Consider the following 24,710-nt stretch of genomic DNA (forward strand, 5'->3'; position numbering starts at 1 on the left):
AAACTTACAACACATCCCACTGGCTGAACAGTGGTTGCACAATATGGATGTGATGTACGTTCAAGGCCGCTCCGCTGTGGCGGAGAGAATCCGAGCTTCACATCAAGGAGGCCGCACCGTGCGGGAAGAAGAGGTCCATTACGACATCGCCGTCATCGGCGGTGGCCTGGCGGGGACCTGTGCGGCCATCGCCGCGGCACGGCTCGGCCGACGCGTCGCGCTGGTCAACAACCGGCCCGTCCTGGGCGGCAATGCCAGCAGCGAGGTCCGTGTCTGGGTCTGCGGCGCCACCGCCCACGGCGTGCACCGCTGGGCCCGGGAGACCGGAATCATGGGCGAGCTGTATACCGAGAACCAGTTCCGCAACCCCGAAGGCAACCCGTACTACTGGGACCAGGTGGTCCTCGACGCGGTCCGCGCCGAGCCGAACATCGACCTGTACCTCAACACCGACGTACGCGAGGTCGAGGCGAGCGGCCCGGACGACGCACGCGAGGTGCACTCCTGCACCGGCTGGATGATGGGCTCCGAGCGGCGCATAACCTTCCACGCGCACCAGTTCCTCGACTGCACCGGCGACGGCCTGCTCGGCCACCTCGCCGGCGCCCACCACCGCATCGGCCGCGAGGCGCGCGCCGAGTTCGGCGAGCCCTGGGCACCCGAGGAGGAGGACGAGGCGCTGCTCGGGTCGACGATCCTGTTCCACACCAAGGACACGGGCCGGCCCGTGAAGTTCGTGCCGCCCGCCAGCGCCCGCGACCTCACCACCACGCCCATCCTGCGCAACCGGGTCCTGCGCACCGGCGACAACGGCTGCGACTACTGGTGGATCGAGTGGGGCGGCGAACTCGACACCGTCCACGACAACGAACGCATCCGCGACGAGCTCCAGTCCGTGATCATGGGCATCTGGGACCACATCAAGAACTCCGGCGAATTCCCGGACGCCGAGAGCCTGACCCTGGAATGGGTCGGCAGCCTCCCCGGCAAACGCGAGTACCGCCGCTTCCTCGGCGACCACATGCTGACCCAGCAGGACATCCTCGAACAGCGTCAGTTCGCCGACCGCGTCGCCTTCGGCGGCTGGTCCGTGGACCTTCACCCGGTGCAGGGCATGTACGCCGACGAACCCGGCGCCCGCCAGCGCTATGCGGACGGCATCTTCCACATACCGCTGCGCTCCCTGTACTCGGCGAACGTCACGAACCTCCTGTTCGCCGGGCGCAACATCTCCGCCACCCACATCGCCTTCGGCGCCACCCGTGTCATGGCCACCTGCGCCACGCTCGGTGAGGCCGCGGGCACGGCCGCCGCGCTCTGTGTCACCGAGGGCCTCACCCCGCGCGAACTCGCCGCAAAACACCCTGAACTGGTGCGCCGCACCCTGCTGCGGCAGGACGCCTCGGTCATCGGCCTGTACGACGACGACCCCGAGAACCTGGCGCGCACCGCCCGCGTCAGCGCCTCCTCGCACCTGAGCCGGCTGGCCGCCGAGCCCACGCGGACCGCACCCGGCGAGCCTTACCCGCTCACCCGAGACCTCGCGCTGCTGCTGCCGGTGGACCCCGCACTCGACACGGTCGACCTGCTCGTCCACGGCGTCCCGGGCGGGCCGGCGAGCGAGCTCAGCGTGGAACTGTGGAGCACCGGCCGCCCCGAGAACGCGGTCCCGGTCGACCACCTGCTCACCACCACGGTCGCCGTGCCGGCCGACGGCCCCCACTGGGTCACGGCCCGCCTCGGCCACCGCCCGGACGCCCCGGAGAACGTCGTCCTGATCGTGCGCGCCTGCCCGGGTGCCGCGCTGGTCCTCGTCCCCGAGCGCACCGACGGTGTCCTGGCGCTGCGCAGCAGGGTCGAGGGGGACGCGGCCGTCGACCACGACATTCCGGAGGAGGACGGCCAACTGGTCCTGGAATGGCAGGCCCGCGGGCTGCGCCGCCGGAGCTTCGGGTTCCGTGCGGCCCCGGACACCGGTGCGTTCCGGCCCGAGCGGGCCGTCGGGGGATTCCAGCGCGCTTACGGAGGCCCGCAGATGTGGTCGTCCGAGCTGCTGCCCGACCCGGACCGGGCCGGGCAGTGGCTGAGCCTGGACTGGGACGAGAAGCAGCAGCTCACCGAGGCACGCGTGGTGTTCGACGACGACGTCGACGAGTACCTCAACAACCTGCACCGCCACCGCACCCCGTTCGAGGTCATGCCGGAACTGGTCCGCGACTACCGTCTCCAGAGCCGCGAGGCCGACGGCACCTGGCGCACGCTGCTGACGGTGGAGGGCAACCGCCGCCGCCACCGCGTGCACCCGCTGAACGGTGCGGACGGCGGGCCCCTGCGCACCGATGCGCTGCGGCTCGTGGTGGATGCGACGCACGGTGCGCGGCACGCGCACGTGATCGCGTTCAAGGCGTACGGCGCGTAAGCGGCACGGCGAAGGGGCCCGGTGAAGGTCGCACAACCTTCACCGGGCCCCTTCGCCATGTGATTCAGAGGACGCCGAGTGCCTGGCTGATGGCGTCGGCGGCTTCGATGACCTCACGGGTGAGGGCGAGCCGCTGCCCGTTGGTCTCGGCGTGGTTGCCGAGGAGGGAGGCCGGGCCCCACAGGGAGATGGCGGCGACCACGTCACCCGAGGCGTCGCGGACGGGCGCGGCGAGGGAAGCACGGCCCAGGGCGCGTTCCTCGGCTTCGATCGCGTAACCGGTGCGGCGGACCGTGTCGATCTCGGCGTCGAGGAGGTCGTGGCTGGTGGTCGTGTAGTCGGTGTGTGCCACGAGCGGCTCGGGAAGCAGCTTGCGGCGCTCCTTGGGCGTGAGGCCGGTGAGGAGACATTTGCCGATGCTGGTGGCGTGCAGCGGTGCCGTGTGCCCGGCCTGCGTATAGGACTTCGGGGCGCGGTGCCCCTCGAAATTGCACAGGAACATCAGCTCGGAGCCCCGGCGGACCGCGACATTGGCCCCCAGCCCGGTGCGGGTCGCGAGGTCCTGGAGGACCATGCGGGCCGCGCGGTGGACGGGATGCCGGTTGGTCGCGGTGGCGGCCAGCGGGAGAATCCCGAGGCTGAGACGGTAGAGGTTGCTGACCGGGTCGCGTTCGACCATGTCGAGCCGTTCGAGGGTGGACAGGAGCCGAGAGGTGGTGGAAGATCCCAGCCCGGTGAGTTCGGCGACGTCGGAGACGCGTAGTTCGGCGCGGCCGGCGTCGAGTGCGCGCAGCACCGAGACCGCTCGTTCGACGCTCTGGTTCGTCCCGGCATCGGTCGCCCGCGTGGCCATGACCCTCCTCATTTTGCAAATGGCTTGCACAATCTGCATCAGCATATCGCGTCGACCTGGGGATGTCCCTGAGTTCCACCGGCTCACGAAGGACCGGATCCGGGCCCGAACCGTCTCGCACGGGACGGCGCCCGGGCCGACGAGCCGTCCGCCTCACCGGGCGGATCGCGGCGAGGGCGCCGATGAACAGGGCCAGGGGGAGGAACGGAGCCGGGCGGGGCCGTACGCCTGGGGACAGGCCGGGACTTCTGCCTTTCGTGGAGACACAGCCGCCACGTGGGCGAGCCCTCGAACGCGCGGGGCCTCAGCTTCGCGGCGCAAGTCACCGCCGGCTGACCCGGCTTGGTCGGCAGGACACCCACGAGCGCGGGTTGCGTTCCGCGGCGGCGTGCCACCAGCCGGGTGGAGATGTGCCGGTGACCTAGGCGGTGGGCTGGTCGGGATGGAGCCCGAGACGTCGGAGAGCGTCGGCGCGGACATGGACGTGGAACCAACCGTGCCAGTGGCCGTCAGCACCGATGCCGCAGGCCAGACCGCATTGGATCTCGTCCAGGCAGAAGGGCATCCAGTCGATGCCGCGATCGCGCAGTCAAGCGCGGACAGCCTCGATCGGGCGGGGGCGGCCCGGTAGATTCTCGTAGGCCGCGATGGTGATCCAGTCGTTGATCGGCGTGTCCATGGCGTCCATGATGCCGGGGTGGCACACAGCTGTCATGACCATTCTTTGAGTGCGGCGAAGAGGACAGTCGCTTCGCCATGCACAGCGGGTGAACCGCTGCAACTGGACCCGGACCGACAGCGCGTGGACCGGCCGGGCTCGCCCTCGGTCACACCCCGACGGCTCCGTCGATCCGTTCACGGATCAGGTCGGCGTGTCCGTTGTGGCGGGCGTACTCCTCGATCATGTGGATGAGTACCCACCTCAGGGAGACCGCGCCTCGCCAGGCGTCACGGCCCTGGATGTCGAGGTGAGGGGCCTCGGCGGCGAACTCGCGCGCGAAGGCCACCTCGTCCCGCCAGGCCCGCCAGGAGGCGGCGACGACCTCAGGTGCAGGAACCGCACCGTCGAAATCGCCCTCCGGGGCGTTCGCCGAGGAGAAGCGCAGCTCGACGTCGTGCCCGGCGAGCACGGCCCGGAACCAGCGGCGCTCCACGTCGGCGAGATGCCGGACCAGGCCGAGCAGCGAGAGCGAGGACGGGGAAACGGATCGCGTCGCCAACTCCGGCCCGAGAGCCGAACACTTGAGCTCCAGGGTGGCGCGCTGGGCGTCCAGCATGGCTGTGAGCATGGGCCGTTCGCCTCCCGTCGCAGGGCCGCTGAACCGGTTGTCGCTGTCAGTACCGGCGAAGAGTTCGATCCGTCGGTCGGGAATCCTCATGACTGCATCATGAGGCCTCGGCAAGCGCTCCAGGAAGCCGCGCCGGGACGTCGGCTTCGTCCGGGACGAATGCTGCCGCCGGACGTCGAAGTCCGGATCGGGCAGCCGGCCACCCGATGGCTCGACTGCGGTTCCCAAGACCCCTCAGAACCGGCTGCCGAGCCACTCGTGGATGGCGAGCGCTGTGCTGCGGGCGTGCTCCTCCAGCATGGTGAAGTGGTCCCCCGGCACGGTGACCTCGGCGTGCGGCAGGCTCCAGTCCGGGGCGGGATCCGCGCCGGGCAGCAGGTCCCGGGCTCGTACGTACAGGGTGGGACAGACAAGCGGAGAGGGTTTCCAGCCGCTGAAGAGCTCGAAGTATCCGGCCATGGCGGTGAGCCGGCCGGTACTGGCGGAGGCGAACTCCGCCGCCCGGCGCAGCATGTCCGATGTCATCGCGGAGAGCACCTGCCCCCGGTCGCCGTGACCGGGGGGATAGGTGTCCACCAGGACGACGGCGGCCGGGGCGGCACCCTCGGACTCCAGACGCTCGGCCACCGCGTGGGCCACCCAGCCACCGGCGGACCGCCCCAGCAGTACCGGAGGGCCTTCGGCCGAGGCCGCGCGGACAGCGGTGACCTGGGCCGTGACGAACGCGTCCAGTGTGGCGGGCAGCGCCTCGCGGGGCTCGAACCCCGGGTGCCGCACCGCGGAAACCGGCCGCAGCCCTCGTAGCCCGGCACCGAGCCGCGCGTACTCCTGCGGGCCGGAAAGTGCGCTGAGCGCGGGGGAGCAGACCAGCCGGGCTCCCGTGCCGCCTGTCGCGAGCATGACGGGTTCGTGCGTCGCGCCGCGCGCCCCGGTCCCGTCGAAGACCGGGCGCAAGCGCGCGGCGACGGTGAGGAGCACCATGCCGTCCCAGCTCCGGCCCCGGGCGCATGCGGTACGGAAGAGCGCGCCCAGGGAGTCGGGAGACTCCTCTGCGTGCGGTGCTTCGGTGCGCCCCCGGACGTTCGACGGAGCGCCCGTCCCAGGAGGGTTCCCTGCACTGCTTCCCGGATCATCGTCCGCCGAAAGCCCCGAAAGCCCCGAAATTTCCGGGGAGTTCAGGGAGCCGACGGTCCCGGGCCGTGCCCGGGCGTCGGGCGCGGCACCCGCAGATGGCGCCTCGGCGGCATACCGCCGCGTCAGCTCGACGGCGAGCGCGCGCGGCGTCGGGAAGTCGAACAGCAGCGTGGACGGCAGGGCGAGCCCCGTCCACGCCGCGAGCTCATTGCGCAGATCGACCGCGGCCAGGGAATCCAGCCCCAGGTCCGCCAGCAGGGCGTCCTCGTCGATCTCGCTCGCGTCCTCCCGATGGCCCAGGACGCGGGCCGCCAGCGTCCGGACCTTCGTGAGCAGCACACTGCCCATCTCGCCGGGGGAAGCAGCCGTCGGCAACCGGCCGTGCTGATCCCCGCCCTCGTCGCCCCCGTGGTTTCCGTCCTCGGCAGGGGATCGGAGCCGGTTCGCCGCCGTGTCACCGCTGCGGAGAGCGGCCGGGGCGAGGCGGGCCGCCACCACCACGGGTTGGTCGCCGGCCACCGCCGCGTCGAAGAGCGCCAGGCCCTCTTCCGGCCCGAGCGGGCCGAACCCGGAACGGGCCATCCGCTGCCGGTCCGCGTCGCCGAGGTGCGCCATCATGCCGTCGTTCTGCCGCCAGGGGCCCCAGACGATCGACGTGCCCGGCAGCCCGAGCCGCCCGCGGTGCCGCGCCAGGGCATCGAGCACACAGTTGGCCGCGGCGTAATTGGCCTGGCCCGCGGAGCCGAAGCTACCCGCCACCGAGGAGAACAACGCGAAAACGGCAAGGTCATGACTCCGGGTCAGTTCGTGCAGAGCGAGGGCGGCGTCCGCCTTGGGGCGCATCACTCGCCTCACCCGGTCCGTGGTGAGCGCCGCGACGACACCGTCGTCCAGCACTCCCGCGGTGTGCACGACGCCCGTCAGCGGGTGGGCCGCCGGCACCGCGTGGAGCAGGGCCGCGAGCGCGGTCCGGTCCGCGACATCACAGGCGTGAACGGTCACCCGGGCGCCCGCCTCGTACAACTCCGATACGAGTTCACGGGCCCCCGGAGCGTCCGGCCCGCGTCGGCCGGCGAGCAGCAGGTGCCGGACGCCGTGAGCGGTGACCAGGTGCCGAGCCACCAGCATCCCCAGGGAACCGGTGCCGCCGGTGACCAGGACGGTGCCCTCCGGGTCGAGCGTCCGCCCCTTCCATGGCTTCGGTGCCACCTCGGTCGGCAGCGGCACCAGCTTCGGTACGTACACCGCCCCCCGGCGTACGGCCGCCTCCGGTACCGAGGCGGCCAGCAGGCCGGGAAGGGCGCTCCACGAATCGGGGTGTTCGTCCACGTCGATCACGGCGAAGCGGCCCGGATTCTCCCGCAGCGCCGAGCGGACCAGACCCCACACCGGGGCGTGCAACGGTACGGACCCTGCCTCGCCGGACCGGCCGTCACTCCCGCGACCGGCGGCATCGTCGTTGGGGAATCCGTCATCTGCCGGAGCGACGGCACCGGACGTCACGAGGACGAGACGGGAACGGGACATGCGCGGCTCGGCGAGCCACTCCTGCACGAGCCTCAGTGCCCGGTCCGCTGCCCGCAGCAGACCAGCAGCCTGGTCCTGTCCGTCACCGGCCGCGCCGGGCAGTGGGCACGGCGCCACGACGACGGCCGAAGACGCGTCGCACGCCGCCGGGCCGGGGTACACCGGGACACCGGAACCGGGCGGCGCGAGAGCATCCACCAGCCATGTGCCCGCGGCGCCCAGAACCCCCCAGCGAGGCGGCGTCATGGGCGCGGACGGCTCGGCCATCGCCACCCAGTCCGTCCGGTGGAGGGCACCGGCGACCGCGCCCGCCGCCGTTGAGCCGGAGCCGGCTTCGGTACGCGGAAGAGGCCGGAGCGCCAGCGAACGGACCGTCGCCACCGGCGAGCCCTTCTCGTCGGTCAGCTCCACCGAGGGCCGGCCGTCCGGACCGGGGGCCACCCGTACCCGCAAGCGCTGCCCACCGGCGATGTGCACACGCACCCCGCTGAAAGCGAACGGCAGGGACAACCCGCCGTCCACCGGACCGGCCGCCCCGGATACGTTCGCGACCAGGCCGTCCAGGGCCAGGGCGTGGAGCGCCGCGTCGAGCAGCGCGGGATGCAGGACGAACTCAGGGCCGCCCGTCTCCCGGTGGGCGGCCCTGACAGCTTCAGGCAGAGCGACGTCCGCGTACAACTCCTCCCCGTGCCTCCAGGCGGCACGCATGCCCCGGAAGGCGGGGCCGTATCGCAGCCCGTCGGCGGCCAGTCGCTCATACGGCCCCGTCCCCGCGCCGTCGGCGTGCAGCGGCATCGCCCCCTCCGGAGGCCAGGATGCGTCGGGCAGGGGCCCGCCGCCGGTCTCACCTGCCGCCGTTGTCCGGTCCTCGGGCGGCCGCGTCGGCGAAAGAGTGCCGACGGCGTTGCGGAGCCAGGGACCGTCACCCGCCGGAGTATTCGGCCGGGAGTGGAAGAGCACAGCCCGCCGCCCCGCTTCGTCCGCCCCCGCCACCTTCACCTGCAAGGCGACGGCACCGTCCGGGGACAACGGCAGCGGTGCGCTCAGAACGAGCTCGTCCAGGACAGCGGCACCCATCAACTCGCCTGCGTGGACGGCCATTTCGAGGTAGGCGGTCGCAGGAAGCAGGATCTCACCGGCCACCACGTGGTCGGCAAGCCACGGCTGGTCCCGCACCGAAAGCAACCCGCTCAGCAGCAACCCGTCGTCGTCGGCCGTACGGGTGTACGACCGCAGGAACGGATGGGCGGCCCCGGCCGCCCGGGAGGCGGGCGGAAGCTCCGGGCCGGCCTCCAGCCAGTACCGGCGGCGCTGGAAGGCGTACGTGGGCAGCGCCACGCGCCGCCCGCCGCCCCCGGCGAGGGCGGCCCGCCAGTCGACGGGAACACCGTGGGCATGCAGCGCGGCCAGCGTGTCGAGCAGGGCATCCGCCTCCGGCCGCGTCCTGCGCAGTGTCGGCAGAACCAGCGGTGCCGGGCCCCGCTCGCCATCGCCCGCTTCGCCCGTGGCCGGGCGGCCGTCCGTGCCGTTTGCTTCCGTGCCCGGCCCGGACACGGCGAGGCAATCACGCACCAGGCCGGTGAGCACACCGTCCGGCCCCAGTTCGACGTAGTGTGCCGCGCCTTGCTCACCCAAGTACGCCACCGAATCGGCGAAGCGGACCGGACGGCGGACATGGTCCACCCAGAATGCCGGTGCGCCCACCTCCTCGGCGGTGGCCGCCCGGCCCGGTACTGCGGTGATCAGGGGCAGGTGCGGTGCTGCGAAGGCCAGGCGCCCGACCACGTCCGCGAACTCGGCCAGCACGGGTTCCATCCGGGCGGAGTGGAAGGCGTGGCCGACCCGCAGCGGCGTCACCGAACGGCCCCGCTCCCGGAAGTGCGCGGCCACCTCCCGCACCGCGGACTCGTCACCGGAGACCACCACCGACGCAGGCCCGTTGACCGCGGCGATCTCCACCGCGCTCCCGGCCCCGGAGAGGTGGCCGGCCACCTCGTCCGCGCCCGCGGCCACGGCCGCCATCGCGCCGCCCGGAGGCAGCGCGTCCATCAGCCGGCCCCGGGCCGCCACCAGCGTGCACGCGTCCGCGAGGGACAACACCCCGGCGGCGTGCGCCGCCGCCACCTCGCCCACCGAGTGCCCGGCCACCAGACCGGGGCGTACTCCCCACGCCTCGAACTGCCGGAACAACGCGGTCTCCAGAGCGAAGAGCGCCGGCTGCGCGAACCGGGTCGTTTCCAGCAACGCGCCCTTCTCCGTGCCGGGTCCGGCGAACATGACGTCCCGCAGGGGCACCGGCAGCAGTGGGTCGAGCAGGGCGCAGCACTCGTCCAACGAACGGGCGAAGGCCGGGTACAGATCCGGTGACTCGTACAACTCGAGCCCCACGCCGCAACGTTGACTGCCCTGACCGGTGAACAGGAAGGCCGTCGAGCCGTGATGGCGGGACGTGCCCGTATGCACTCCTGACCGGTTGCCACCCTCGGCCACGGCCCGCAGGGAGCCGAGCAGCTCCGCACGGTCCCGGGCCACTACCACGGCCCGGTGCTCCAGGGCCGCACGCGTGGTGGCGAGCGAGTACCCGATGTCCACCAGGGACGCGTCAGGAGCGGCGGTCACGTGGTCGTACAGCCGTCGGGCCTGGGCCCGCAACCCCGGCACGCTCCTCGCCGACACCGGAAAGGCCACTGCGGCCCGCCCAGGACGCGCCGCACACTCCGACTCCACCCCGGGCCCGACACGGCCGCTGCTCGCGGCCCCGCCGCCCGCCCCGGCACACAGCGCCGCGGCCTCCCGGTCGACCGGAGGCTCTTCCAGCACCACATGGGCATTGGTGCCGCTGATCCCGAACGACGACACCCCCACCAGGCGCCGGCGGTCCGTCGCGGGCCACTCCACCGCCCGGCTCAGCAGCGCGATCCGCCCCGCAGACCAGTCGACCCGGGGCGTCGGCTCGTCGGCGTGCAAGGTACGCGGCAGCACACCGTGCCGCATCGCCTGGACCATCTTGATCACCCCGGCCACACCGGCAGCGGCCTGGGTGTGACCGATGTTCGACTTCACCGAGCCCAGCCGGAGGGGACGCTCCCGCTCCTGCCGCCCGTACGTCGCGAGGAAGGCCTCCGCCTCGATGACGTCCCCCAGCCGGGTGCCGGTGCCATGTGCCTCCACCGCGTCGATGTCCCCGGGATTCAGACCCGCGTCCGCGAGCGCCTGCCGGATCACCCGCTGCTGCGCCGGCCCGTGCGGCGCGGTCAGCCCATTGCTCGCCCCGTCCTGGTTCACCGCCGAGCCGCGCACCACGGCCAGTACCGGAAGCCCGGCCCGGCGTGCCTCGGACAGCCGGCTCAGCAGCAGCATTCCGGCACCCTCGGCCCACCCCGTGCCGTCGGCGGACGCACCGAACGCCTTGCAGCGGCCGTCCGGCGCCAGCGCCCGCTGGCGACTGAACTCCACGAACGACGAGGGCCCTGACATCACCGTGGCGCCACCGGCCAACGCGAAGGCACACTCACCCCGGCGCAGCGCCTGGGCCGCCAGATGCAGGGCCACCAGGGACGAGGAACACGCCGTGTCCACGGTGAGGGCCGGGCCTTCGAGGCCGAAGGCGTACGCGATGCGGCCCGAGGCGACGCTTCCGGCGTTCCCGAGGCCGAGGTACCCCTCGACCTGCTCGGGTGTCCTTGCCAGACGGCGCGCGTAGTCGCTGTACATCAGCCCGACGTACACACCGGTCTCCGAGCCGCGCAGAGTGCCCGGGACGAGACCGGCGTACTCGAAGGCCTCCCACGCCACTTCGAGCAGCAACCGGTGCTGCGGGTCCATGGCCAGGGCCTCGCGGGGCGAGATGCCGAAGAAGGCGGGGTCGAAGCGGTCCGCACCGGAGAGGAAGCCGCCCTCGCGCACATACGTCCTCCCGGGCCGCCCGGGGTCCGGGTCGTAGAGCGCGTCGACGTCCCAGCCCCGGTCGGTGGGGAAGGGGCCGACGGCGTCCCGCCCCTCGGCCACCAGTTGCCACAGCTCCTCGGGCGAGGTCACGTCCCCGGGGTAGCGGCAGGCCATCCCCACGATCACCACGGGATCGTCGTCCGAACTGGCCGCACTCCGGTCCACCGGCCCGGCACCGGCCGGTGCGACGGCGTTCCGTTCCCCGAGGTGGGCGGCGAGTGCCTCGGCCGTGGGAAAGTCGAAGGCGACGGCCTCGGAGAGCCTCAGACCGGTCACCGCCGACAACCGCTCCCGCAACAACGTGGCCGTAAGGGAGTCCATGCCCAGGTCCCGCAGCGCGGTGCTCGGCTCCACCGCCCGGGCCGTGCAGCCGAGCACGGCCGCAACCTCGCTCCGCACCAGGGCGAGCAGGTCCTCCGACCGCTTCCCGTTGCCGGTGGCCTCCACGCCCAGCGCCCGTGCGGGCAGACCGGCGAGATCCTGCCGCAGGATCTTCCCGGAAGAGGTACGGGGAAGTTCCTCCACCTCGAACAGCTCGGCGGGCACCTTGGAGCCGGACAGTTCCGCACGACAGGCGGCGAGGACGCGTCCCCGGTCCACTACGCCGCCGGGCTCGGCAACCAGATAGCCGACCGGCACCTCGCCGAAGGCGGGGTGCGGACGTCCGGCCACGGCGGCGTCCGCGACGCCGGGCAGCCGCCGCAGTACCGCCTCCACCTCCGAAGGGTGGATGTTCACCCCGCCCCGGATGATCAGATCGCTCGCCCGGCCGGTGATCGCCAGTGCGCCGAAGCCATCGATCCTGGCCAGGTCACCCGTGCGGAACCAGCCGTCGCGCAGTACCTTCGCGGTGGCTTCCGGCCTGCCGTGGTAACCGGCCATCACCCCGGGCCCGCTGACCCACAACTCGCCCTCGCCCGTGTCCCGGCCGTCCGGCCCCCCGCCGACCCGGACCCGGGTCCCGGGCAGCACCCGCCCGCACGCCCCGGACGCCATCGCCCCGCCCGGCGCCGACATGGTGACCGGGCCCGCCTCCGTGCTGCCGTAATGCTCCAGATAGGGCACACCGCAGATCGCCTCGAAGGATTCGTGGAACCCGGGCCCAGCCGCCGCGCCACCACTGACACAACCCCGCAGCGCGGGGCCGCCGAGACCGCCGCCGCCGTCCTGACCGCCGCTCTGGCCCCGGACCGCGTCGAGCAGTGCCGAGTACGTGGTCGGAACCCCACCGAGCAAGGTGAACGAGCGGTCCTCACGACGCAGTTCGCCGAGCACCCCCACCACCGAGAACCTGGGCAGCAGCACCGCGCTCGCCCCCACCGCGGTCACCCCGAGGAAACACACGATCTGGCTCATCGCGTGATGGAGGGGCAACGGCCACAGCACACGGTCCTGTTCGGACAGGCCCAGAACACCGACCAGGCCCGTCGCGACCGGCGAGAGCCGGTTGCGCTGGGTGGACAGCACGCCCTTGGGCACACCGGAGGAGCCCGAGGTGTAGAGCAGCCAGGCCACTTCGTCCAGCGCGAGATCGTCCCGGGCAGGCGTCCTCGGCTCCGTAGCCGCCAACTCCTCGAACCGCAGAACGGCACCCGCACCCGCCACCCCGGTGGGCCGGTCCCCGACTTCGCCGACCTCGCCCGCCGGCTCCACGATTTCCGTGAGTTCCGCGCCCGAATCCGAGCCCCCGCTCCCGCCCCCGTCCTCGGCACCGCCCTCGGCCACCACCACGATCAAACCGGTGCGCAACGGCAGCGGTCGCCGCCGCGCCAGGCAGGCATCATCCGTGATGAGCACCCGTGCCCCGCTGTCGTCCAGCAGGCGGGTCAGCTCTTCCACCGAGTTCCCGGGGTCCAGCGGCACGCCCACGCCGCTCGCCCGGGTGACGGCGAGCAGGCTCTCGACCGCCTCGACGCGGTTGCCGAGCAGCACGGCCACCCGGTCACCACGCTCCAGACCGAGTCCGGCCAGATGACCGGCCAGCCGTGCGGTCCTCCGTTCCAGCTCCCGGTAGGTCAAACGCCTGAGCCGGTCCTCGAAACAGACCTTGTTTCCGAGGCGCCGGGCGTGGCGCCCGAGCAGTTCCGGCAGTGGCTTGACGATGTCGGCGTGCTTGCCCACCGCATGACCTCCTTGAGACGACCCGCCGTTGAGGACGATGGCACAGTGCCCCCGGTTGCCTCCCGGAGACGGACCGACGCCGACGGAGTACGACTCACCTGGCCCGAGCAGTTGTTCTCGCGCACCGGACGCTCTTCACCGATGCCGTAGGCCGACTCGCGGCCACCAGCCGGCGCACGGCACGCCAGTCGCTCCGGTCGGCCAGAACTCGCCGGGACAGCAGCCGGCCTCCTGCGCTCGGGTCCGCGCTGTGCCCGTGCGTGAGGTCCGGGGCCCGGCATCGGCCGCGCGGGCGGGGGACTGCCCAGCCCCGGCAAGGCCACGCAATGATCACGGTCTGCGTGACCGTGAGGTCAGCCGGTCCCGGCGGCGAAGGGACCGCCATCGCCGAAGACGAGCCGCGCGAAGTTCTCGCCGATGCGGCGGTGGCCTGCCGGATCAGGATGGACCTCGTCGGGCAGCGGGAATTCGGCGTAGTCCTCCTCACCGTAGAGGTCACGGCCGTCGAGGTAGTGCAGGTTCGGGTCGTCAGCCGTGCGCTGTTCGACGATCCGGGCGAGTTCGTCGCGGATGACGTTGAGCGTCAGACGTCCGGCAGCGCGTTCGGCAGGATCGCCCGTGGCCTTGAACCGCAATGTCCCGCCGTCGAAGTCGGGCGCGAGGGGCCCGGGAGTGTCCTCCTGTACTGGGCACAGGACGGGGGACACGACCAGCAGCGGTGTGGGCGGATGCCCCTCGCGGATGGTGTCGAGGAAGCCGTGGACCGCAGGGGTGAAGGCGCGCAGGCGCATCACGTCGGAGTTGACGACATTGATGCCGATCTTGACGCTGATCAGGTCCGCAGGGGGGTCTCGCATCGCGCGTGCGGTGAACGGGTCGAGCAGCGCGCTGCCGCCGAACCCCAGGTTGACCAGCTCCACTTCGCCCTGGGCCGCGGCGAGAGCAGGCCAGATCGCCGTCGGGTGGGCGGCGTTCGAGCCGTGACTGATGGAACTGCCGTGGTGCAGCCATACCCTGCGCCCGCTGTCCCGCGCCGGTTCGACCGGGGCATTGGTACGCAGAGCGATCAGCTCGGTGATCTCCGTATGCGGAAGCCAGATCTCGATGTCCTTCTCACGCGCCGGCAGACCGGTGAACCGGGCGGTGCCGGCGGGCCCCTCGAGCAGTTCGGCGGACTGGGTGACCATGTCGGTGATGGTGCGCACGTTACCGCCGGGCACTGTGGCCTGGGCGGCGAGTCGGCCATCGACCAGCAGGTCGTAGACGCCGTCCGCCGGGGCCGGGAAGCCTCGGTAGACCCGCTTGGTGGGCAGGGTGTCCAGTTCGATGGTGGTGGCCCGGGTACGGAAGGCCAGCCGTACGCCGGAGGGCTGGGCCTCGGCCACGGCCAGTTGGTTGTCAGGGATCTGCCGGCGGGCCCGAGCGGGCAGCCGATGCGGCAGCAGGCCGTGTGCGGTCGGTTCCACGTCGAGGAATCCACGCAGTATGTCCGCGGTGACAGGTGTGGTGATCCAGTCGTGTTCGGTGTTCACTGTCCCAGCCTTTTGATCAAGATTCTCGGCATGTTCAGGTGCGCGGTTGTGCCGGTGAGCGGCGGCCCGTCTCCGGCGGCGCGGCCCCCGCTGGTCAAGGCTTGGCCCGGTTCCGCAACAGAACATCGAGGGAATCCAGGATCCAGGCCCAGGATTCCTGCGAGTCGACGGCGGTGTGACTGAAGCCTCCGGCCATCTCCAGGCTGACGTAGCCGTGGAAGACGCTGCCCAGCATCCGGACCGCGTGCGTCTGGTCCGGCTCCGTCAGGTGGTAGCCGCGCAGGATCGCCCGCGTCATCTGTGCGTGCCGCACCCCGGCGCTGGCGGCCGCGGTCTCGGGGTCGAGCCGGAGACGGGCGGCGTCGTAGCGGCCGGGATGCTTGCGGGCGTAGTCGCGGTAGGCATCCGCAAAGGCGACCAGGGCGTCCTTGCCGGCCCGCCCGGCCAGCGCGGCGGAGACCCGGTCGGCGAGTTCTTCCAGTGCGAGCAGGGCGATCCTGGTCTTGAGGTCCTGAGAGTTCTTCAGGTGCGAGTACAGACTCGCGACCTTGACATCGAACCGCCGGGCGAGCGCCGAGACGGTCACCTGGTCGAAGCCGACCTCGTCGGCCAGTTCCGCCCCCGCACGCGTCAGGCGCTCCGTGGTCAGACCCATGCGAACCATGACCTTCCCTTCATTCGGCGATAATCATTATGCATTTACCTAATACTTTTAGGCAAATGTGCGGAACGGTCCGCCGGAGAGGCCCGCTCGACACCATCCCGAGAGCTACCCCGACGGCGACGAGGAGCAGCTCGCCGCCCGCTGGCGCAAGACCGGCGTCCACGAGCGGTGCGGCACCGCGGACGGCGAACCCGACCAGCTGCTGGCCCAATGGCCGCGCTGGGACACCGTCCTGCCCGACCGGCAACTCGCCTTCGCGTACGCCCTGACCCGTACGGTCTCCGCCGCGATGGACGTCGCGGGCGGCCGCCGAGACCGGCTCACCGGTGAGCGCGTCGCCCAGCGTCCCCGGGACCGCGCCCTCAACTGGCTCGTCTCGTCCTACCCGCTGCTCGGCGGCCTCGCGGCCGGACTGACCGTCGTTGCCGACGCCGAACTCGTGGTGGATTCAGCTCCGGCCAGCGAACGCGCGGTACGCCGTCCAGGTGCCGGTTGCCCGGCGGGCCTCGGCGGCGCGGGGCGTGTCGAGGGCGAGGATGCCGCGCGGGCCGCCGTGGCAGCGGGAGGGCGGCAGGTCCTCGGGGGGTTCGGTCCAGTGGTCGTATCGCACGAGCCGGGGGTCGTCCTCGTGGCCGGGCAGTACGTCGAAGAGACAGCCCGCCCCGGAAACGAACCAGTAGCTCCACTCGCCCACCCAGTCCGAGTTGGGACGGTCCTCACGGTCGTACCAGAACGGGGCCATGGCCTGCCCGATCGCCTGCTTCAGCCCGGCGGGGCCGACGGGCGGCAGGCAGACGGTGATGCGCTGTTTGCCCATGGTGTCCCCTCCTGGGGTGCGGTCCGTGCTGGATGCAAGGTCGGACGGCGCGTGGTGCGGTGCGCGAACCACCTCGGCAGACCACGCCGGCCAGATCGCCGGCAGGGGCCCGCAGGAGACGAGTGGGCTCGTCAGCCGACGCTGGCTCGGTCACCGGGTTCTTGTAACGGAGTTTCCGTTCCGTGGTGTTCCCGCCCAACATCACGCAACCGCCTTTGTCTGCACGCGACGGTGGGTTCCACCAGCGTCGCCGCCACCGAGCACGCGCCCGCCGTTGCCCCTGCAAGCAGCGCGCCCACGCGTTCGGGCGGGGTGCCCCGGCAATGACAGCTCCACTCTCCACGTCCAAGCCGTTGACCAGTGCGAATGAAGAAGTCCGGTTGGAGCGCCCATACTTCGGCTGTAGACCGTGATCTTCGTGTCTGCTCGCCGTCGGTATGGAGCAAGTCACTTCAGGCTGCGGGAAATAGGCACTCTCATGTGTTGGCGCTGAAATATGCAGTGGCAGCATCGACGAAGCGGTCGTGTGCGGCTCGTGCGGTGTCCTGCGCTGTGGTGAGCTCCTCGATGCTCGTGGCGGCATCAACCATGTCGTAGGTGGCGATGACCATCGCCTGTGCGGTGGCGTGGACAGTCGGGTCGGGCACGAGGAGCCGCAGCGCAACCAGGGGGTGGGTGATGGCGGAGCGGGTGACATGCGACCTGGCTCGCAGTTCTTCCAGCTCAACGTCGCGCGGGCTGCGCAGCTGAGCGCCGCTCGGCGGCCGGCCGCCCACCGGCTGTTCTCCACGGGTGCTGGTGCCGGTGCAGAGTCAGTCCACATGAGCCTTCGACCGGCGGGCTTCGGACCCGGGTCGAATTTGGGGGAATGAGCCGGGTTGACCGGCGGCTTGGTGCGGCGGGGCGGAGGCCGACGTGGCGCTGCGACGTGAAGGCCGCGCCTGTACCGTGTTCGCGTTGAAAATCCGACGCCTGGAAGGCCGATCGGCTGCGCCGGGAACAGCCGGCCCGGTCTGCACGGTTGCATCGACCGAGGGACCGGCGCCGTACGGGCGGGGAACACGGTGACTGAAAGGTCATCCGCCCCGCCAGGATCCGGATTCCAGGGTCGCGGTACGCCCGCCGCGCACTCGGACAAAGACGTACTTCTGCAGGAGGACCGTTTCATGACTGACCGGCCGTTGACGCTCATGGCAGTACACGCCCACCCCGACGACGAGGCCACCGGAACCGGAGGGGTCCTCGCGCGGTACGCGGCGGAAGGCATCCGCACGGTTCTCGTGACGTGTACCGACGGCGGTTGCGGTGATGGACCGGGCGGTGTCAAGCCGGGCGATCCCGGGCATGATCCGGCGGCCGTTGCCTTGATGCGCCGCCAAGAACTCAAGGAGAGTTGTGACATCCTGAAGGTCAGCGATCTTGAGATGCTGGAGTATGCCGACTCCGGGATGATGGGCTGGCCGAGCAATGACGCCCCTGGATCCTTCTGGCGGACCCCCGTGGAGGAAGGCGCTGCCCGACTTGCGGAACTCATGCGGCACTACCGACCCGATGTGGTCGTCACCTACGACGAGAACGGCTTCTACGGCCACCCCGACCACATTCAGGCCCACCGCATCACGATGGCGGCGCTGGAGATGACCGCGCTGACACCGAAGGTGTACTGGACGACGGCGCCCCGCTCGATGATGCAGCGGTTCGGGGAGACCATGCGCGAGTTTCGTGGGGACATGCCGGAGCCGGATCCTGCCGAGGCCGCCGCGATGGCCGAGATCGGCCTGCCCGACGATGAGATCACCACGTGGGTGGACACCACCGCATTCAGCGGTCAGAAGTTCGATGCGCTGGCCGCGCACGCCAGTCAGGGCGAGAACATCTTCTTCCTCAAGATGGGCAAGGAGAGGTTTGGCGAGTTGATGGGCATGGAGACCTTCGTACGTGTCAAGGGCGCCGCCGGCGCCGCCGTACCCGAGAACGATCTCTTCGCCGGACTGCGCTGATCCGCTGTGTGTCGTCATTGCCGCGTTGGCGCCGGCTTGGACTGGACCGTTCGCCAGTCGGGCGGGCGCCGGCCGTCAGCACCGCGAGCGCGGCGAGGGCCCGGTCCCGAGTCAAGGCCGGCCGGCTCCTCGCGTACCCTTCCCACCGCTCCGTCCGGCACCGCGCCCACGGGGTGTCCAGGACGAGTGATCAGGCGAATCAGATTCTGCTGAAGGCCGGATCCACTGGTACCCGGCTGTGGCCCATGCCGTGCGGAGTTGTTCGTAGGCGGTCTGGACTCGGGCGTCCGCCGGCTTCTTGCGGGCGAGGGGGCGGCAAGTGCGCGGACGGCGGGGACGGCGAGCAGCAGCGGGACAGCGAGTACGCCTCTGCCGTGCACGGGTCATCACGTGTATGACGAGGTACGTCGAACGACCGCTCAGCGGCTCGGTGACCGGCGCACCGTCAGTACCGCCACGTCGTCGTGCTGGCCGCCACCCCCGGCGAACGCACGCGCGTCGTTGTACAGCGCACGCGGCAGCTCGGTGGGGGAGACCGACACGCGCCGGGTGAGGCTCTCGGTGAGCGGGTAGAACGCACCGTCCGCGGCGCGGGTCTCGGTGAGTCCGTCCGTGGTCAGGAGCAGGGTCGCGCCGGGCGGGAAGACGAACCAGTCGACCGTCGCGGGTTCGTGGGCGAGCTCGGCGAGACCGAGGGGGACGCCGGACGTGAGGGCCAGTGTCGTGACGGTGGCGTCCTGCAGCACCTGTGGCAGGACGTGACCGCAGTTGATGGCCTGCACCTCCGCACCCGCGTCGATGTTGAGGATGAGCGCGGTGACGAACCGTTCGTCGTCGCCGGTCTGTGAGGCATAGGAGTTGTGCCGTACCACGGAGGCGTCCAGGGCGTCGACGAGCGCGGTCAGGGTGGGTTCCCGGTGGGCCGTCGCACGGAACGCGCCGATGACGGCGAACGCGGCGCCGACCGCCGGGAGACCCTTTCCCTGGACGTCGCCGATCAGCACCCGGGTTCCCCACGGCGAGTCGACGACGTCGTAGATGTCCCCGCCGACCAGACGGTCCTCCTGCACGGGCTCGTACACGCCGTTCACCAGGACGTCTTCGGTGAGCATGGGCAGTGGGCGCAGGATGTGCCGCTGCATCGCGGCCGCTGTGGAGCGCAGCCCGATCATCTCCTGCTCACGGCTGATGCGCCGGTGGCACGCGTAGACGGAGGCCGCACCCAGTACGAGGGTGAGCAGGATCATGAGGATCCTGTCGAGCCACGGCCGCCCGTCCCCGTGCCGGACCAGCATGGTGACGATCACGACGAGTCCGGTCCAGGCGGACACGAACTTCGTCTGGCGGACGGTGCACAGTGCCGACGCCGCCGCCGGAAGGAAGACGAGAAGGCCCAGAAGCCACACCGGGGACTGCGACAGGGCCCCCAGAACCAGCACCAGCAAGGTGACCGAGGCGACGACGATCACGACTTCGGCCCCGCTCGGCGGTTCGATGGCCTCGGCCGGACGCACCGGCCTCTTCGAATGCTTACGTACCACGGGACCTCCGGGGCAGATGGGGCATTTCTGTTTACAGTAAGCAGGCCCCGACCGCGGGGCGGCCGCGCCCCGCCGGACGACGGCACCCACTCGGCGGCCGGTACTCCGGCCCGGCGCACGGTGCGCCGGGCGGCGGGGATAAGGTCTCCCCGAGGGGGGAACCGGATGTTGCAGGCATTGGGACTGGGCTCAGCCGAAGAGGCTGTCTACACCGCTCTGCTGCCGCGTTCGTCCGCCTCGGCCCAGGAACTCGTCCGGCAGACCGGACTGGAGCGGGCCGAGATCGCCCGGGTCCTGCTCGATCTGGCGGCACGTGGCCTGGTCGCGGTGGTGTCGGAGGCGGGCGGTGAGGTGTCTGCCCCGGCCGGCCAAGGAGCCGACGGAGGACCCGCCGCCCGGTACCGGCTCACGCCGCCTTCCGTAGCCCTCGCCCCGCTTCTCGTCGAGCAGCGCAACGCGTTGCAGCGGGCCGAGAACGCGTTCTCGGTGCTGACCGAGCAGTACCGGAGCACCGCCGCACACCCTGCGGGCAGTGTCGTGGAGGTGGTTGTCGGCGTGGAGCAGGTAGCCCACCGGTTCCACCAGCTGGAGCTCGGCGCGCAGCGGGAGCTGCTCGTGTTCCTGGTTGGCTCGCCGATGGCGGTGCCGCGCGAGGACACCGACATGGCGGAGAGTTCCGCGCTCGACCGCGGCGTCGAATTCCGGGTAGTGGCCACGAAGGACTACCTCGACGGACACGAGGTGGCAGCGGACATGCGGGCGGCCATCACCGCTGGGCTGGAACTCCGCCTGGTCGACGACTTGCCGCTGAAGATGGTCGTGTCGGACCGGGAGCGCGCCATGGTGCCGCTGGAGATGGCCGGTCCCTGTGGCGAGCCGAGCGCCATCGTGGTGCACCGCAGCGGTCTGCTCACCGCCCTTGTGCACCTGTTCGAGAAGGAATGGGACCGGGCCCGGCCGCTGTACCCCACTGCCTCGGGCGTACGGGCGCAGACGGCAGCGGAGCAATGGCCGACGGAGGGCGAACTCGAAGTCCTGTCCTTGCTGCTGGCGGGGATCTCCGACCGGCGCGCTGCTTCGCAGCTCGGTGTCTCCATCCGGACCGTGGAGCGGCGGACGCGCCGCCTGATGGACCTCGCGGGAGCCGATTCCCGCCTGCAGCTCGGCTGGCACGCCGCCCGCGCGGGCTGGCTGTGACCGGCTCTCCCTCGTGAGCGTCTGACGGAAACCCGACATGCGGGAAACCCGTCATGTGCAGGCATCCCTACGCCATCTGCATGTCTGCCAGGCTGCAGCCGCACCACGGCATTTCATTGCATCAAGTAGGGAGATTCATGCGCCCCATCACACGTATAGCCATGGGCGCGGCGTCCGCCGCGGCCCTGGCCTTCACGGCAGTCACGCCGTCCGGGGCGGCGGATGCACCGCATGACGCCGCACCGGGTTCGGGGAAGAACCCCGTCGTCGGCAGCGAGACCGCGCAGGACCGCGGCAAGCAGACGGCGGTCACGCTCGTCACCGGAGACAAGGTCCTCGTGACCACGGACAAGTCGGGCCGAAGCTCCGCGGCGGTGCTGCCACGCCAGGACGGCACGCAGCCGATGTTCCAGACCTACCAGTCGGGCAAGGACCTCTACGTCTACCCCGAGGGCGCCTCCCAGGCGGTCGGCGAGGGCAGGGTCGATGAGCAGTTGTTCAACGTCACCGGGCTCATCCGTCAGGGATATGACGACGCGCACACCGACTCGCTCCCGCTGATCGCCACGTACGGGAACAGTGTGAACGTCGCCAAGAACGCACCGGAGGCACCTCGTGGCTCCGAACGGGGCCTGTCGCTTCCCGCCGTGGGCGGCGTCGCGCTCAAGGCGGACAAGGACACCGCCGCCACGTTCTGGCGGGACGTCACCGACTCCCGTTCGCGTTCCGCCTCCGCGTTGAAGAAGCTGTGGCTGGACGGCAAGGTCGAGGCCACGCTGGACCGTTCCACCAAGCAGGTCCACGCGCCGGAGGCCTGGGCGGCCGGCTACGACGGCAAGAACACCAAGGTCGCCGTGCTGGACACGGGCGTGGACGCCGAGCACCCGGACCTCGTGGACCGGGTCGCAACCTCCAAGAACTTCACGGATTCCAAGACCACCGACGACCGTGTCGGGCACGGAACCCACACCGCCTCCACGGTCGGCGGGTCCGGAGCCGCAAGTGACGGCCGCAAGAAGGGCGTGGCCCCCGGCGCCTCACTGCTCATCGGAAAGGTTCTCAACGACGGCGGATCCGGGCTGGACTCCTGGGTCATCGCCGGGATGCAGTGGGCTGTCGACCAGAAGGCCGACGTCGTCTCCATGAGCCTGGGCAACCCGTCGGTCAAGGACTGCACCGACCCGGTGGCCCAGGCCACGAAGCAGCTCGCGCAGAACACGCACACCCTGTTCGTCGTCGCGGCGGGCAACGCCGGCCCTGGCACCGAGACCGTCTCCTCGCCCGGGTGCGTGCCCAGTGTGCTGACCGTCGGCGCCGTGGACCGGGACGACAGCACCGCGCAGTTCTCCAGCCGCGGCCCCGTCGCCGTCACGCACACCCTCAAGCCCGAGATCGCCGCCCCCGGCGTCGACATCTCGGCGGCGAGCGCGGGCGGTCGCGGCGTCTACGCCTACCGGTCGATGTCCGGCACCTCCATGGCGACCCCGCACGTCGCAGGCGCCGCGGCCATCCTCCGCCAGGCCCACCCGGACTGGACCGCTCAGCAGATCAAGGCCGCGCTCGTCTCCTCGGCCCGCACCGGCGGGAAGGTGGAGGGCGCCGACCACACAGGCGCCGGCGTGCTCGACGTGTTCGCCGCGGTGAACCAGAAGGTGGTCTCCGCGCCCGCCGTTCAGGCCGGCAACTACAACTGGCCGCAGGACGCGTCGGACCGCACATCCGTGAAGGTGCCCTTCACCAACAACAGCGGCAGCGACCTGACCCTGAACCTGAGCGTCAGCGGCGTACACGGCAACGACGGCAGCGAGGTCCACTCCGACGTCGTCAGGCTGGAGCAGCGCAGGGTGACGATCCCCGCCGGGGCCACCGCTCAGGTGCCAATGCAGATCGACCCGACCGCCCGTCTCCAGGACTCCCAGTACGGTGCGGTCACCGGCCGGATCCTCGCCACCGGCGGCGACGTGCACGTCTCCGTTCCGGTCACGTTGTACGTCCAGCCGGAGACGGTCACCCTCCGGGTCAAGACCGTGGACCGCAACGGCAAGCCGGCGGCCGGCAGCTCCTCCGTGGATCTCGTCAGCCTGGACACCGACAAGGGAGAGCGCCGCAGCAACTCCGGGGCGCCCGAGCAGACGTACCGTGTCCGTCCGGGCAACTACTCCATCAGCGGCTTCGTGTCGACGTACGACGCGAACGGCGCCGCCGAATCGGTCAGTTACCTCGCGCGGCCGCAGCTCCGGATCACCCGGGACACCACGGTCGTTCTCGACGCCGGGCAGGCCCACCGTCTGAGCCTGGAGACCGACCGGCCGGCGACGGTGGACCTGAGCACGATCAGCTACGCCCGCACCTGGGACGACACCTGGCTGATCTCCGGCTCGGTCTCGATGTCCGGCACCGCCCAGAAGGTCTACGCGGACATCGACGGACGCGCCACGAACGGTACCTTCGAATTCCGGCCCACCTGGCGCGCGAGCGGCTCCGAGGGAGGCTCGCCGTACGTCTACAACCTGACGTTCCCGACTTCGGGACCGCTCCACTCCGACCAGGTCTACCGGCCCAAGGACTCACGGATGGCGCAGGTCACCGAGACCTGGAACGCCGTGGGCAAGGAAGCCGACTACCTCGACGCGATGTTCGTCCGCCGCCCCGAGAACGGCAGCGGCTACATCCCCGTGAGTCCGTACGGCGCGGTGCACGTGCCCACGACCCGCACCGCCTACTACACGACCGGCGACGACGTCTGGTACCACGGCGCGATGAGCAGCTTCCCGTTCGCCGCGTTCATGGGTGACCAGGAGCGGACCTACCGGACCGGACAGCGCCGGGCCGAGGAGTGGTACCGCGGCGTGCTGCGGCCCGCCGCCCCGCGTGACACCGACGGCAAGCCCGTGCTCGCCGCCGAACGGCAGGGCGACCTGATGGGCATCCAGACCGCGTTCTGGCTCGACGGGTCCGGCGACCACTGGTCCCCCGGCGGGTCCTTCGGCGACATCGGCAACCTTCTGCTGAAGCGCAACGGCGAGGAGATCGGCCGGAGCACCTACCCGTACGACGTGTTCACGGTGCCGGACGAGGATTCCGCCTACGAACTCACCCAGAAAATGGAGAAGATCCCCACCTCCGACCGGAACTGGCTGCGCTCAAGCGCCGTCACCACCACGTGGAGTTTCCGCTCCCACCGGGAGGCGGACGTATTCTCGCGCGGCCTGCCGCTCCTCTTCCCGGCGTACGACGTACCGGTGGACGGCATGAACACCCTTCCTGCGGAGAAGGGACTGAAGGTCGGCCTGTCGGTCGAGGGACACGCCGGATACACGCCGGGCGCGATCACGGCGGCCACGCTGTCCTACTCCTACGACGGCGGCACCACCTGGACCCAGGCGCAGACCGAACAGCATGACGGCCGCTGGACGGCCCTGCTCGACCACACCGGAGCCTCCGGAAAGCAGGTCACGACGAAGGCGACGTTCACCGACGCCAACGGCAACGCGGTCACCCAGACGGTCATCCGCGCCTACGACGTCCGGTAATCACCTGGCACGGGCCGCGTGGTCAGTACGTCGACCACGCGGCCCTTCCGGGCGCAACCTTGCATGAGAAGATGAATGCGGTTTGCGGCCCAACAGGCCGATACCGCCTGTTTCCCGTCAGGACGCAGTCACGTC

At 71.0% G+C, this 24,710-nt stretch carries 13 protein-coding genes and 1 pseudogene; 5 read left to right on the top strand and 9 right to left on the bottom strand.

All coding sequences use genetic code 11. The features are described from left to right. The first annotated feature begins 118 nt into the window (after window positions 1–118). Window positions 119–2,419, top strand: a complete 2,301-nt coding sequence (locus ACIRJP_RS02515; protein WP_404167360.1) for an FAD-dependent oxidoreductase — start codon at window positions 119–121, stop codon at window positions 2,417–2,419. 64 nt (window positions 2,420–2,483) lie between these two features. On the opposite strand, the gene ACIRJP_RS02520 is transcribed toward ACIRJP_RS02515, so the two are convergent. The 6 genes from ACIRJP_RS02520 to ACIRJP_RS02545 form a co-directional block, all read right to left on the bottom strand. Next, window positions 2,484–3,272 carry an IclR family transcriptional regulator gene (locus ACIRJP_RS02520; RefSeq protein WP_404167362.1) on the bottom strand — a complete coding sequence of 263 codons (789 nt, stop codon included), beginning with the start codon at window positions 3,270–3,272 and terminating at the stop codon, window positions 2,484–2,486. Between the two features lie 589 nt (window positions 3,273–3,861). Continuing rightward, window positions 3,862–3,987, bottom strand: coding sequence for a hypothetical protein (locus ACIRJP_RS02525; RefSeq protein WP_404167364.1), 126 nt, complete (start codon window positions 3,985–3,987; stop codon window positions 3,862–3,864). A 112-nt stretch (window positions 3,988–4,099) separates the two neighbouring features. Then, a complete protein-coding gene (locus ACIRJP_RS02530) occupies window positions 4,100–4,651 on the bottom strand; it encodes a DUF664 domain-containing protein (protein WP_404167366.1) in 552 nt (183 codons plus the stop codon). A 144-nt stretch (window positions 4,652–4,795) separates the two neighbouring features. Next, on the bottom strand, window positions 4,796–13,291 hold the full coding sequence (locus tag ACIRJP_RS02535) for a type I polyketide synthase (protein ID WP_404167368.1): 8,496 nt from the start codon (window positions 13,289–13,291) through the stop codon (window positions 4,796–4,798). 353 nt (window positions 13,292–13,644) lie between these two features. After that, window positions 13,645–14,823 carry a GDSL-type esterase/lipase family protein gene (locus ACIRJP_RS02540; RefSeq protein ID WP_404167370.1) on the bottom strand — a complete coding sequence of 393 codons (1,179 nt, stop codon included), beginning with the start codon at window positions 14,821–14,823 and terminating at the stop codon, window positions 13,645–13,647. A gap of 94 nt (window positions 14,824–14,917) precedes the next feature. Next, entirely contained in the window at window positions 14,918–15,487 is a 570-nt protein-coding gene (locus ACIRJP_RS02545; protein ID WP_404167372.1) for a TetR/AcrR family transcriptional regulator, read from the bottom strand. A gap of 91 nt (window positions 15,488–15,578) precedes the next feature. Here ACIRJP_RS02545 and ACIRJP_RS02550 point away from each other — a divergent pair. Next, a pseudogene (locus tag ACIRJP_RS02550) lies at window positions 15,579–15,926 on the top strand (hypothetical protein); the annotation flags it as partial. A gap of 9 nt (window positions 15,927–15,935) precedes the next feature. Here ACIRJP_RS02550 and ACIRJP_RS02555 read toward each other — a convergent pair. Beyond that, entirely contained in the window at window positions 15,936–16,304 is a 369-nt protein-coding gene (locus ACIRJP_RS02555) for a hypothetical protein (protein ID WP_404167667.1), read from the bottom strand. 476 nt (window positions 16,305–16,780) lie between these two features. After that, window positions 16,781–17,080 (bottom strand): hypothetical protein, encoded by a 300-nt coding sequence (locus ACIRJP_RS02560; protein ID WP_404167374.1) that lies wholly within the window; start codon window positions 17,078–17,080, stop codon window positions 16,781–16,783. Between the two features lie 390 nt (window positions 17,081–17,470). Here ACIRJP_RS02560 and ACIRJP_RS02565 point away from each other — a divergent pair, with 390 nt between their 5' ends. After that, window positions 17,471–18,304: a PIG-L family deacetylase gene (locus tag ACIRJP_RS02565; RefSeq protein ID WP_404167376.1), complete on the top strand. Its 834-nt coding sequence runs from the start codon at window positions 17,471–17,473 to the stop codon at window positions 18,302–18,304. A 419-nt stretch (window positions 18,305–18,723) separates the two neighbouring features. Here ACIRJP_RS02565 and ACIRJP_RS02570 read toward each other — a convergent pair whose 3' ends face one another. Then, entirely contained in the window at window positions 18,724–19,845 is a 1,122-nt protein-coding gene (locus tag ACIRJP_RS02570) for a PP2C family protein-serine/threonine phosphatase (protein ID WP_404167377.1), read from the bottom strand. Window positions 19,846–20,010: 165 nt separating this feature from the next. On the opposite strand from ACIRJP_RS02570, the gene ACIRJP_RS02575 reads away from it, so the two are divergent. Then, window positions 20,011–21,042: a helix-turn-helix domain-containing protein gene (locus tag ACIRJP_RS02575; protein ID WP_404167379.1), complete on the top strand. Its 1,032-nt coding sequence runs from the start codon at window positions 20,011–20,013 to the stop codon at window positions 21,040–21,042. Window positions 21,043–21,179: 137 nt separating this feature from the next. Next, a complete protein-coding gene (locus ACIRJP_RS02580; RefSeq protein WP_404167381.1) occupies window positions 21,180–24,575 on the top strand; it encodes a S8 family serine peptidase in 3,396 nt (1,131 codons plus the stop codon). Window positions 24,576–24,710: the final 135 nt, after the last annotated feature.

The sequence above is a fragment of the Streptomyces sp. NPDC102437 genome, from assembly GCF_044765565.1.
Taxonomy (GTDB): Bacteria; Actinomycetota; Actinomycetes; order Streptomycetales; family Streptomycetaceae; genus Streptomyces.